The 11,730-nt window shown below is 54.5% G+C and carries 15 protein-coding genes; 8 read left to right on the top strand and 7 right to left on the bottom strand.

The window, feature by feature from the left end:
* Positions 1 to 9: 9 nt before the first annotated feature.
* Together RAL90_RS08100 and RAL90_RS08095 are read left to right on the top strand one after the other, a co-directional pair.
* The gene (locus RAL90_RS08100; RefSeq protein ID WP_306254013.1) at positions 10 to 459 is read left to right on the top strand and encodes a DNA polymerase III subunit chi; all 450 of its coding nucleotides are present in this window, start codon (positions 10 to 12) and stop codon (positions 457 to 459) included.
* Positions 459 to 791 carry a TraR/DksA C4-type zinc finger protein gene (locus tag RAL90_RS08095; RefSeq protein ID WP_306254012.1) on the top strand — a complete coding sequence of 111 codons (333 nt, stop codon included), beginning with the start codon at positions 459 to 461 and terminating at the stop codon, positions 789 to 791. Before RAL90_RS08100 ends, RAL90_RS08095 begins: the two co-directional genes overlap by 1 nt.
* Here RAL90_RS08095 and RAL90_RS08090 read toward each other — a convergent pair.
* The 7 genes from RAL90_RS08090 to RAL90_RS08060 form a co-directional block, all read right to left on the bottom strand.
* Positions 768 to 980, bottom strand: coding sequence for an acyl-CoA thioesterase domain-containing protein (locus RAL90_RS08090; protein ID WP_372340457.1), 213 nt, complete (start codon positions 978 to 980; stop codon positions 768 to 770). The two genes, RAL90_RS08095 and RAL90_RS08090, sit on opposite strands and share 24 nt — an antisense overlap.
* A 36-nt stretch (positions 981 to 1,016) precedes the next feature.
* Positions 1,017 to 1,238, bottom strand: coding sequence for a hypothetical protein (locus tag RAL90_RS08085; protein WP_306254010.1), 222 nt, complete (start codon positions 1,236 to 1,238; stop codon positions 1,017 to 1,019).
* The gene (locus tag RAL90_RS08080) at positions 1,235 to 1,699 is read right to left on the bottom strand and encodes a PaaI family thioesterase (protein WP_306254009.1); all 465 of its coding nucleotides are present in this window, start codon (positions 1,697 to 1,699) and stop codon (positions 1,235 to 1,237) included. The genes RAL90_RS08085 and RAL90_RS08080 overlap by 4 nt, the downstream gene beginning before the upstream one ends.
* Positions 1,696 to 1,998 carry a chorismate mutase gene (locus tag RAL90_RS08075; RefSeq protein ID WP_306254008.1) on the bottom strand — a complete coding sequence of 101 codons (303 nt, stop codon included), beginning with the start codon at positions 1,996 to 1,998 and terminating at the stop codon, positions 1,696 to 1,698. The genes RAL90_RS08080 and RAL90_RS08075 overlap by 4 nt, the downstream gene beginning before the upstream one ends.
* Complete coding sequence (locus RAL90_RS08070) at positions 1,979 to 3,247, bottom strand: bifunctional alpha/beta hydrolase/OsmC family protein (protein WP_306254007.1); 1,269 nt, start codon at positions 3,245 to 3,247, stop codon at positions 1,979 to 1,981. Before RAL90_RS08070 ends, RAL90_RS08075 begins: the two co-directional genes overlap by 20 nt.
* A gap of 290 nt (positions 3,248 to 3,537) precedes the next feature.
* Positions 3,538 to 3,960: a DUF1801 domain-containing protein gene (locus tag RAL90_RS08065; RefSeq protein WP_306254006.1), complete on the bottom strand. Its 423-nt coding sequence runs from the start codon at positions 3,958 to 3,960 to the stop codon at positions 3,538 to 3,540.
* 12 nt (positions 3,961 to 3,972) lie between these two features.
* Complete coding sequence (locus RAL90_RS08060; protein WP_306254005.1) at positions 3,973 to 4,575, bottom strand: superoxide dismutase family protein; 603 nt, start codon at positions 4,573 to 4,575, stop codon at positions 3,973 to 3,975.
* Positions 4,576 to 4,800: 225 nt separating this feature from the next.
* Here RAL90_RS08060 and gyrA point away from each other — a divergent pair, with 225 nt between their 5' ends.
* The 6 genes from gyrA to tgt all read left to right on the top strand — a co-directional run bounded on the left by gyrA (position 4,801) and on the right by tgt (position 11,721).
* Positions 4,801 to 7,482 carry a DNA gyrase subunit A gene (gene gyrA, locus RAL90_RS08055; RefSeq protein ID WP_372340456.1) on the top strand — a complete coding sequence of 894 codons (2,682 nt, stop codon included), beginning with the start codon at positions 4,801 to 4,803 and terminating at the stop codon, positions 7,480 to 7,482.
* Positions 7,475 to 7,975, top strand: coding sequence for a pantetheine-phosphate adenylyltransferase (coaD, locus tag RAL90_RS08050; protein WP_372340455.1), 501 nt, complete (start codon positions 7,475 to 7,477; stop codon positions 7,973 to 7,975). Before gyrA ends, coaD begins: the two co-directional genes overlap by 8 nt.
* A 92-nt stretch (positions 7,976 to 8,067) precedes the next feature.
* Complete coding sequence (locus RAL90_RS08045) at positions 8,068 to 8,964, top strand: peptidylprolyl isomerase (RefSeq protein WP_306254002.1); 897 nt, start codon at positions 8,068 to 8,070, stop codon at positions 8,962 to 8,964.
* Positions 8,961 to 9,410 (top strand): peptidylprolyl isomerase, encoded by a 450-nt coding sequence (locus RAL90_RS08040; RefSeq protein ID WP_306254001.1) that lies wholly within the window; start codon positions 8,961 to 8,963, stop codon positions 9,408 to 9,410. The genes RAL90_RS08045 and RAL90_RS08040 overlap by 4 nt, the downstream gene beginning before the upstream one ends.
* Positions 9,411 to 9,539: 129 nt before the next feature.
* Positions 9,540 to 10,604 (top strand): tRNA preQ1(34) S-adenosylmethionine ribosyltransferase-isomerase QueA, encoded by a 1,065-nt coding sequence (queA, locus tag RAL90_RS08035; RefSeq protein ID WP_306254000.1) that lies wholly within the window; start codon positions 9,540 to 9,542, stop codon positions 10,602 to 10,604.
* Positions 10,594 to 11,721: a tRNA guanosine(34) transglycosylase Tgt gene (gene tgt / locus RAL90_RS08030; protein ID WP_306253999.1), complete on the top strand. Its 1,128-nt coding sequence runs from the start codon at positions 10,594 to 10,596 to the stop codon at positions 11,719 to 11,721. Before queA ends, tgt begins: the two co-directional genes overlap by 11 nt.
* Positions 11,722 to 11,730: the final 9 nt, after the last annotated feature.

Below are 11,730 nucleotides of genomic sequence, written 5' to 3'. Positions count from 1 at the left end.
GCAAGGCTCATGGCGGAAGTGCTTTTTTACCATCTTGAACAGGCGAAGCTGGAAACGGTTTTGCCTGATCTGTTGGCAAAAACACTGGAAAGAGGCTGGCGGGCAACGGTCCGTGTTGGGGCTGATGACAAGCTGGAGCATCTCGAAAATCTCCTGTGGACGTATGCTGACGAGAGTTTTCTCCCGCATGGCTCTGCCGGGGACAGTACGGATCATCCGGTCTGGCTGACAACTGAAACTGACCTGGATGCGAACCGGGACCTTCTGTTTCTGGTCGAAGGCGCCGAGGTGGAACTGGCTGAAATCGAGCATTTGACACGGTGCATATCCATTTTTGATGGTGCTGATGAAAATGCCCTGAACAAGGCACGACAGTTTTGGAAAGACCTGAAAGGCAGCGAACATCAGCCAACATACTGGCGACAGTCAGTACAGGGCAGATGGGAAAAGCAGGGGTGATGCCCTCTGATCCCGAAAAATTCCGCGGCCTGCTGGAAGAGCGAAAGCGCGACCTGCTTGATCTATCGCGCCGCGCTTCAGATGCGCGCAAGCCTGTTGAACTTGACCAGCAGTCTGTTGGTCGCCTGTCGCGGCAGGATGCCTTGCAGCAGCAGGCCATGGCGAAGGCTCAGGAGAAATTGCGCCAACGTGACCTTGCCCGCATAGAGCGTGCCCTGAACCGCCTTGAGGGTGGCGATTATGGTCTGTGTCAGGAATGTGAGGAAGAAATAGCCGAGCAGAGACTATTGATTGATCCAGCTACAGAATTATGCCTTGCCTGCCGTGACTGATACTTCCTCCGGGCGCTTGATGCGGATGCCTGTTTCCGCTGTTGCCACGGGATTGTCTCTGTTTTCCTGCCAGCAGGTCGCCGCAAGAAATCCGAAACGACGCCCGAGCCGGTGAATGGAAACGCTGCCATGAACATTTGTCGGCGTTGTTGAGCGCAAAAAATTTGTGTGAACGCTGGTAACATTGATGTCGACATCCTCCGGCAGGCGGGCATATGTTTCATACTAGGATGCCGTTTCCAGAAATGTTGAAACCACACCGCCATGAATGGCGCGAATAACCGGATTACCGATATGCGCTTCATCGAACCCGAGATGATAAATCAGCGTGTCATCCTCCAGTGTTACAGACAGGTTGAGCCAGCCAGCCATTTCAGATGCGGCAATGCGGCTCTCCAGTCTGGTGATTACATTGTGCGGGAGTGTGGGGATCATACTGCGACTCATAATCGTGACCTGGATTTGCTGCGGGTGCCGACCATGAACGTGCCCGCAGCCATCGCCACTAGCTCGCCAGTTTTTGCGATCATGGCGCGCCCTGTACTATAGGCAACGTCATCACGAATACCCTCGCAGATGCCGCTGCAGATCAGTGGCGTATTCGGTGAAACCTTGGTGAAATAATCAGTTTTCAGATTGATCGTTGCGATGGGGACAAACCGGTCAAGCGAGGTCCAGACAGCATTGCCGAGAATTGTGTCCAGCATTATGGCCATGATGCCGCTGTGAACATGGTCACCGTCGCTATATTGCGGTGGAATCGTGAGACGGAAACTGATCTCTCCTTCAGAGATGCGCGTTGCTTTCAATCCGAGTTTGGTGAAAAGCGGATGCTCGCTCTCGATAAAAGCCTTCGCGGCCTGCTGAACAGGTGAAAGCGGTGAGGGGATATCGGGATGTTCTGTCACTTGTGCCGGTCACGCAGTTTTTCTTCTTCATACTGAATGCCCCAGCCTATCAACTGGCGCCAGAGAGCTTCCGCCAGGGAAGGGGGCAGGCCGCCCGCCTCCGCCCGGCTACGCACTTTGTCAATGACCTGCTGGATGCGCCAGGGCACTGTTGCTTCTGCCGGGCTTGTCTTCAATTGCCATGCACGGTCCACATAGTCCCAGCGCTCCGCCATCAGATCAATCAGCGCAGCGTCAATGCGATCTATTTCAACACGCACTTCGTCCATATTGTCGCAATCAGCTGCTGCCTTGGTCATCTGTCTCTCCTGCCTCGGTGACATCACGGGTGAGCACTTTTGCGCCCGTTTCGAGCGTCTTGTGTACGGGGCATTTATCCGCGATTTCAAGCAATCTTGCGCGGGTTTTATCATCAAAATCCCCCTCAAGCGCGATTTCCCGCTCGAAATGATCCAGTTTTGCCGCCGGCGCGTCCTTGTCTCCCGCTGCACTTTCGCTGTCCCGACCATGGGTCTTGAAGTGGCGCACCCTGATGGCGACACGATCAAGGGGGATTTTCTTGTGGTCAGCATACATGCGCAGGGTCATGTTTGTGCAGGCGCCCAGTGCGGTCGAAAGAAACTCGTAAGGCGAGGGGCCAGAGCCAAGCCCACCCATATCCAGCGGCTCATCTGCCAGCAGTTTATGGGGGCCGACACGCACCGTGTTCTGAAATTTACCAAGGCCGGTTTCGCTCAATTCCACGATACCGGTTTCTGTTTCTTCCTCCTCGGTACTTTCATCATCATCTATATAGTGACTGGCCCAGCCACCAATCACTGTGGCCGCATAAGTGGCATCTTTCCTGTTTGAGAGGAGATGGTCTGCCGTATCGAGGGATACAAAACTTTTCGGGTGCCTGGCACTGGTGAAAATGCCCGTGGCGTTCTCTATGCCGACAATTGTATCAGTGGGCGAGTGCATGACCAGCAGGGCATAGTGCTGCTGGCGACTGATATCGGCGAGGGAATGCTTTTCCAGGTCATCCAGGAACTGCCGCCGGATCGTGAAGGGGCGCTCCCCAAGCCTGATGGCAGCTTCTCCCTGCTTGCGTATGACATCAAGCTGCTCGGCGAACTGATGGGTCACATGCGCCGGGCTTTCTGGGCTGCCGATCGTCACCACTGCTTTAGCCTCCGGCACATCCGCTGCCATGCTGAGGATGGCGCGGCCACCAAGGGAATGGCCGATCAAAATCGCCGGTGCTTTATATGTGTCGCGCAGGAACGAAACCGCACTGGCCAGGTCGGCAAGATTTGTCGAGAAATTCGTCGAGGCAAAATCGCCACCTGAGTCACCCAGCCCGGTGAAGTCAAATCTCATGACCGCAATGCCCTGACGGGTCAGCGCTTCTGATATCTTGCGCGCACCAATGAGATCCTTGGAACATGTAAAACAGTGGGCAAACAGCGCATAGGCGCGGATATGCCCGGTCGGCAAATCCAGCCGCGCCGCAAGATCAGCACCAGATGCGCCGGGGAAACTCAGTTTGATGGGTCTAACGCTCATTGGTCGCACTCCTGTTATTGAAGTGCCTGACATGACACTTCTGGCAGCTCACAAAAAGACACCATGATGTGACAGCCACATTTGTTGGGCTTTTGATCTGCCTCACCCTCTCTAGAGTTGGTCTGCGAAGGACAATAGGCCATGACAGAGGGGGGCACATAAGTTTTTTGGGAAGTCTTTTGGGACCGCCTCAAAACCGTCGTGCCTTTGGTCATTTTGCTCAGGGAAACGGCTGTCAGTTTCTCATGTTGCGAATATACCTGGGGCAGGTCAGGCGCAGGCTTTGATGGTTAGTGATAATTGTCCACAATATACTGGTAAGCGTTGGTGCACATTTCTTCCAGTACGGACATATCGACCTTGTCGAGGTCCGTGATATAGAGGCAGCTCTTGCCCAGCTTATGCTTGCCGAGGCGCTCCAGTTGCGGGCCGAAATCCTGATAGCCGGGCATCAGGTAGAAAACCATGTTGGCTTTGCGCGGGCTGAAGCCGATCGCAAGGAAATCGCCCTCGCGACCGCTTTCATATTTGTAGTGATATTCATCGAAGCCTATGAGGCTTGGCCCCCACATTCTGGGCTCGTGACCGGTGACACGTTTGAGCATCTCAAGAGCACGAAAGCCGTCGCGCCTGCGTTTTTCCGGTTCGACGGCTTCAAGAAAGGCCGTAACATCTGCGTCGGTGGCGACGGTCTTGTTGTCTGACTTTCCCATGAGAAGCTCCCGTCAGTTGAATGCGGCGCAGGCGATGCGTGGTCCGGCCCCGCCAATGGGCTGACTTTGATGGTCATCAGCATTTTCATGCACAACCATGGCAAAACCGTTTGTGTCCAGAAGAACGGCGCCGAAGCCGACGGTTTCGGCAACATCTTCGCTGTTGTTGAGACGCACATAGGAATTGAAGAAGGCTGCTGTCGCGCGGCCATCTGCCCCGGCATATATGTTCGGCATATCAGCGCGTTCATAGCCGTCCGGGTTTAACAGGCCATGGGCATTACCGTCCGGGTTGATATGTCCGCCGGACGCCTTGAAGCCCTCCGAGCCGTCACCGCAGTCACCAATCTGGTGGAGATGGATGCCATGCCACCCTTGGGGAAGGTTTTTCAGGTCCACCCTGATCAGCACGCCGTTGGTACTGTCACTCATGGTGACGTTGCCGAGAAATTCACCATCAGGGGAAATGAACTTCGCACTCGCTGTTGCGCCTGCTGCGGGGGCCAGTGTTTCAAGAAGTGGGTCTGCTTCGCCGCGATATGTCTGTTGCTCAGGGGCACAGGCAACAACAGTCATGACCAGAGCCGCCGCCGTCACCATTCTTTTTTGCAGCATGTTTTTCATCATAACCTTCCGGGCAAATCTGCCAGATACGCACGTAATGTAAAAGTCTGTCGCATTGCTTGCGGCACCACCAACTAAAATGCTAAAATAATTGAGAAAAAACGCAATGATTCTAACGGACTTAATGTGAACGATAAAAACGACGATTCATCGCCGGAAAATCCTGGCGGACTCCCGCCCGGTGAAGATATCCAGCAGATTTCCATAGAAGACGAGATGCGCAAGTCCTATCTGGACTATGCCATGAGCGTCATCGTCTCGCGCGCCATTCCTGATGCGCGCGACGGCCTCAAGCCCGTGCACCGGCGTGTTCTCTGGTCCATGCAAACGAACGGACAGGTTTGGAACAAGCCATATTCCAAATCCGCCCGGATTGTTGGTGATGTGATTGGTAAATATCACCCTCATGGAGATCAGGCTGTCTATGATGCGCTTGTGCGTATGGCGCAGGACTTCTCCATGAGCCTGCCGCTTCTCGACGGTCAGGGGAATTTCGGCTCCATAGACAACGATCCGCCAGCCGCCATGCGGTACACAGAAGTGCGGATGGCCAAGCCCGCTGACTCGCTTCTCGCCGATATTGAGAAGGACACGGTCGATTACCAGGTCAATTATGATGGCAAGGAAAAAGAGCCGGTCGTACTGCCCGCCCGTTTTCCGAACCTGCTGGTCAACGGTGCCGGCGGGATCGCCGTGGGCATGGCGACCAATATCCCGCCGCATAATCTGGGGGAAATCATTGATGCGACGGTTGCCCTGATTGATAATCCTGATTTGCCTGATGCAGACCTTCTGGAGATTGTGCCTGGGCCTGATTTTCCGACGGGTGCGCAGATTCTTGGTCAGTCAGGTTCGCGTTCAGCGCTACTGACCGGGCGCGGCTCCATTATCATGCGAGCGCGCACCAGTATCGAGGAAATCCGCAAAGACCGGATGGCGATTATTGCGCATGACGTGCCGTATCAGGTGAACAAGGCGCAGATGATCGAGAAAATTTCTGCGCTCGTCCGTGAGAAGAAGATCGAAGGAATCGCTGATCTGCGCGATGAGTCCGATCGTACCGGTATCCGGGTTGTGATCGAACTGCGACGCGATGCCGTGCCGGATGTGGTGCTGAATAACCTTCACAAGCAGTCTCAGTTGCAGACCAGCTTCGGCGCGAACATTCTCGCCCTGAATGGGGGGCGCCCGGAGCAGATGAACCTGCGCTCCGTGCTGACATCATTTATCGGCTTCCGCGAAGAAGTTGTGACCCGTCGCACGAAGTTTGAACTGCGCAAGGCCCGTGACCGGGCCCATGTTCTGGTTGGCCTGGCGATCGCCGTGGCTAATATTGACGAAGTTGTCGCGCTTATTCGCCGGGCACCGGACCCCTCAACGGCTCGCGAGGAGTTAATGTCACGCAACTGGCCGGCCAAGGATTTTGCACCACTGGTGGCTCTTGTGGCCGATCCGCGCCACTCCCTGCAGGAGGATGGCACACTGAAACTGTCCGAGGAGCAGGCGCGGGCCATTCTCGATTTGCGTCTGCAACGTCTGACAGCGCTGGGCCGCGATGAGATTGGTGATGAGCTGAAGGGCCTGGCTGAGAAAATCAAGGACTATCTGGACATCCTGCGCAAGCGTTCTCGCGTCATGCAGATCATTCTCGATGAACTGGCGGAGGTGCGTGAGCAGTTTGCTGTGCCACGCCGTACCGAGATTATTGATGCCGGTTTCGAGATGGAGGATGAAGACCTGATCGCCCGTGAAGAAATGGTCGTGACGGTTACGCATGGGGGGTATGTCAAACGGACACCGCTCTCGACTTATCGTGCACAACGGCGCGGCGGGAAGGGACGGGCAGGCATGAAAATGAAGGACGAGGATTTCGTCTCTCAGCTTTTTGTCGGCAGTACCCACACGCCGCTGCTGTTCTTCACGTCATCAGGCATGGTGTACAAGATGAAGCTCTGGCGGTTGCCGGAAGGGGCGCCGTCAGCGCGTGGCAAGGCATTCGTCAATCTGCTGCCGCTGCAACAGGGTGAGCGTGTCACGACGATCCTGCCGCTGCCGGAAGATGAACGAGACTGGGCGCAGATGGACATTATGTTTGCCACGGGCTCTGGTGGTGTTCGGCGCAACAAGCTCTCTGATTTCACCCAGATCAACCGCAACGGCAAGATCGCCATGAAGCTGGATGAGGGCGACCAGATTGTCGGTGTGCAGCTGGCACGGGAGACAGACAATGTGCTGCTGACGACATCCAGCGGCAACTGCATCCGCTTCCCGGTTGACGCTGTACGTGTGTTTACCGGGCGTACATCAACGGGTGTGCGTGGCATCCGACTGGATGAAACATCTGCCCTCGGGGACGACAGGGTTATTTCAATGGCCATTCTGGATGGTGTTGAAATTACATCTGATGAAGCCAAAGCCTATCTCAAATATGCAACAGCCATGCGCCGGGCGATTGCCGGTGAGGCGAGCCATCCGGAAGAAGATGACGGTGATAGCGGCTCTCAGGAGGCGACGGATACAGTCCTTTCTGACGAGCGTATCGCCGCGTTGCAGGTGCGCGAGCAGTTTATTTTGACCGTCACTGAAAATGGTTTCGGTAAACGCTCCTCTTCTTACGAGTACCGGACTTCAGGTCGTGGCGGGAAGGGCATTATTGCGATTGCCACGAATGAGCGAAACGGTCGCGTGACGGCCTCTTTCCCGGTACAAGAAGCCGACGAGATCATGCTCGTCACCGATGGTGGGCAGCTTATCCGCACAAATGTAGAAGATATCCGTATCGCTGGGCGCAGCACGCAGGGTGTAACCATTCTGAAGACCAGAGACGATGAGAAAGTTGTCTCTGTCGAGCATGTGCCGGAAATCAGTGAGGAAGAGGGGGGCGAGGATGATGGTTAGCAGGACGGGTCTTTACCCTGGCACTTTTGACCCTCTTACAAATGGACACCTGGACATCATCAGTCGCGCACTCAAGCTGGTTGATACACTCTATATCGGCGTGGCGATAAACCGCGACAAGGGACCACTTTTTTCTCTCGAACAGCGGGTGGAAATGGTCGAGGCCGAAACAAAAGCTCTGAGTGATGGGAGCAATTCAGTCATCAAGGTCGTGCCCTTTGATACACTGCTCATGTCATTTGCAGAGGAACTGAAGGCCGACATTATCATTCGCGGGCTTCGGGCTGTTGCCGATTTTGAGTATGAATTTCAAATGGTTGGTATGAATTCTTTCCTCAATGATGAGATCGAGACGGTCTTCCTCATGGCTGACCCGCACCATCAGGCAATCGCATCCAAGCTGGTGAAGGAAATTGCCAGACTGAAAGGGGATATTACCAGTTTTGTGCCGGCAGACGTTGCCAGCAGGCTAAACGAAAAATTTGGTAATTAAGAGCTTCAAAGCAGCATCCACTCTAGCCGCTTGCGATAAGTTGGGTTAATTATGCCCATTGTTCTGGCGGGCATCGGAGGAGATTGACCCTAATGCGTTTCAAGAAAAAAATACTGGCTGCTGTTGCCGCACTTCCATTTCTGGCCCTTGCAGCACCCCTTGCTTCTGCCGCGACACCTGAGGAGATTGTTCAGGCCGCGCCTGAAAATGCCTGGCGCTATGTCGACCCGGATGACCTTTTGTTCATGGATCTGCCAAGCGGACGGATCATTATTGAGTTGCGCGAGGATTTTGCCCCGCTGCATGTGGAGCGTATCAAGACTCTGACACGCCAGGGTTTTTATGATGGGCTGTTGTTCCATCGCGTGATTGAAGGGTTCATGGCCCAAGGCGGCGATCCCACTGGCACAGGGACAGGCTCGTCTGATCTCCCCAACCTTCAAGCAGAGTTCATGCGTGACGCAACAGAAGCTGCAGCGACCGGCTTTTCTGCGATTGGTAGAGATGCCCGCTCACCACGGCTTGGGTTTATCGGGCCTATTCCAGTGGCAGCCCAGCCTGAAACCATGAAAGACTTTCTGGTTGAAGATAATATTGCGCTTTGGGGGATGCATTGTCGCGGCGTGATGTCCATGGCGCGTGCTGGCGACCCCAACAGCGCTAACAGTCAGTTCTTCCTGATGTTTGGCGATTCTCGAGGTTCGCTGGATCAGAAATATACCGTCTGGGGGCGCATTGTTGACGGATTTGAAAATGCTCGCCGTATCAACAGAGGCGAGCCGCCAGAGAGACCAACACCAATTGTACGTATGCGACTTGGTAGCGATGTGCCGGTTGAAGATCGTGACTATGTGGAAGTCCTGCGTACAGACGGTCAAGAATTCCGTAACTATCTTTCTGCTGGTGCCGAGATCACACAGGATGGGTATGTGAAAGATGTCTGTAACATTAGAATACCAACCAAAATCAATGGAGAAATAGAGCTTTGACCGAGAATAATCTGATACTTGAGACTGATGCAGGTAATATTGTCATAGAGACGTATCCGGATAAAGCGCCAAAGCATGTGGCGCAAATCACGCGTCTTGCGGAAGACGGTTTCTATGATGGCTTGAGTTTCCACCGGGTTATTGACGGTTTCATGGCGCAGGGCGGTTGTCCTAATGGCACCGGCATGGGCGGTGCAGACGAGAATATTCCGGCGGAGTTCAATGATGTGAGCCATGCGGAAGGTATCTGCTCCATGGCGCGCGCTCAGGACCCTGACTCTGCTTCCAGTCAGTTCTTTATCTGCCTAGATGATGCGTCTTTCCTTGATGGCCAATACACTGTCTGGGGTAAGGTGATTGAAGGCATTGAAAATGTACATGCCATCAATAAGGGCGAGCCGCCGGCGACCCCCACGAAGATCGTCAAGTTCCGCAAGGCTGCCTGAGCTGTTCTCTGAACAGGTCTCAGTCTAAAACTCGTGGGTTGTGGAGCGTTTCGGTTTTGACCGATGCGCACCCATTATGGTTCGGCTTCGCGTAGCGATGTTTCAGTTATTTAAGTGAGCCTGCCCAGAATGCGCGTGGATGACTTTGATTTCGATCTTCCAGAAGAGCTGATTGCACTGCGGCCTGCATCACCACGTTCTGCTTCGCGGTTGTTGCATGTTAGTGCCATGCTGGCTGATCTTCAGTTTGCAGATATAGTCGGCATCCTGAAGCCCGGTGACTTGCTGGTGCGCAACAACACCAAGGTCATCCCCGCCGCTCTTCAGGGCATACGCCTCGCTCGTGACGCAGCCGGGCAAGATATACAGGTCGAGATAAATCTTCATAAACTTGTGTCAGTTGACGATGATGCGTGTATCAACTGGCGCGCCTTTGCGCGTCCGGCAAAGCGCCTGAAGCAGGGTGACCGTCTAGTCTTCTCGCCATCGCTGGAGGCTACAGTCAGTAGCCGGACTGGTGCTGAAATAGAGCTGAGTTTCCGTATGAGCGCCGAGGTTTTTGACAGGGCGCTCCGGGACGCCGGACACATGCCCTTACCGCCTTATATCGGTCGCAAGCGGCAGGTCGATGAGCGGGACGAAGAAGACTATCAGACGGTATTTGCCAGTGAGCAGGGGTCAGTTGCTGCGCCCACAGCCGGGCTGCATTTCACGGAAGAAATATTTGCGCAACTTGCGGCCAGGAAGGTGCGCCTTGCCGACGTGACCTTGCATGTTGGGGCTGGGACTTTTTTGCCGGTGACAGCCGAAGATACAGAAGATCACAAGATGCATGCTGAATGGGGGGAAGTATCTGCTGAAACAGCCAGTCTTATCAATGAAACACGTGCGGCCGGAAACAGGGTTGTCAGTGTTGGTACAACATCATTGAGGTTGCTCGAAAGCGCCGCCACGGATGAGGGCGTTCAACCTTTCAGTGATGAAACAGATATATTCATCACACCCGGTTTCAGGTTTCGAGCAGTTGACGGCTTGCTGACAAATTTTCATCTGCCACGATCAACACTGTTTATGCTCGTTTCGGCTTTTTCCGGGCAGGCGCGGATGAAAGCAGCATATGAACACGCCATAGAAAACGCCTACCGTTTTTACTCTTATGGCGATGCCTGCTATCTGGAGCGTCATGACAACTGATAAGACGGATATTTTTTCATTCAGCGTACAGCACACAGACGGGCAGGCGCGCACTGGTGCCATAAAGACGCCGCGTGGTGAAATCCGCACGCCTGCCTTCATGCCGGTGGGTACAGCTGCGACCGTCAAGGCGATGCACCCCGAGCATGTGGCTGCAACTGGCGCTGATGTCATACTGGGCAACACTTACCACCTGATGCTGCGGCCAACGGCAGAGCGAATCCACAGGTTGGGAGGCTTGCATGAATTCATGCAATGGAAAGGGCCAATCCTCACGGATTCTGGGGGCTTTCAGGTCATGTCGCTGGCCTCGTTAAGAAAGATGACGGAGGAGGGGGTCACTTTCAGGTCCCATATTGATGGGTCTGCTCACGCTCTGTCGCCAGAGCGCAGTATAGAAATACAGTGTCTGCTTGGAGCTGATATCCAGATGCAGCTTGACGAATGTCCACCTTATCCGATTACAGAGGATGCGGCGGAAGCGTCCATGGAACTGTCCCTGCGCTGGGCGAAACGCTCGCAGGCGGCGTTTGCCGAAATGGCCCGGCCCGGACAGGCTTTGTTCGGTATTGTTCAGGGTTCTACATTCGAACATCTGCGTCGCCGCTCCCTGGAGGGGCTGATTGACCTTGATTTTCCTGGCTTCTCAATCGGCGGGTTGGCTGTTGGGGAGGGGCAGGAAGAAATGTTCCGGGTGCTGGATTTTACAACGCCGCACTTGCCAGGAGACAAGCCGCGCTACTTGATGGGGGTTGGCAAGCCTTCTGATCTGGTCGGTGCTGTGGCAAGGGGGGTGGATATGTTTGACTGCGTTTTGCCAACGCGATCCGGTCGTCATGGTCAGGCCTGGACGCCGGATGGCCCGCTCAATATCAAAAACGCCCGGTTTGCTGAGGACAATACACCGCTGGACCCGGATAGTGAGTGTCCTGCCTCGTCACAATATACCAAAGCCTATCTCAATCATCTGTTCAAAGCTGGGGAATATCTTGGGCCGATGCTACTTACCTGGCATAACCTGCATTATTATCAGCAACTCATGTCCGGGATGCGTGAGGCAATTGCGCGGGGGCAGTTTGAAAAATTTCAGCAGGATTTCATGGCGCGTCAGGGATAAACTTTGCGA

It is taken from the genome of Parvularcula sp. IMCC14364 (genome assembly GCF_030758415.1).
GTDB lineage: Bacteria > Pseudomonadota > Alphaproteobacteria > Caulobacterales > Parvularculaceae > Aquisalinus.
The sequence above is the reverse complement of the archived record's forward strand: the minus strand, read 5'-3'. Positions and strand labels throughout refer to the sequence as shown.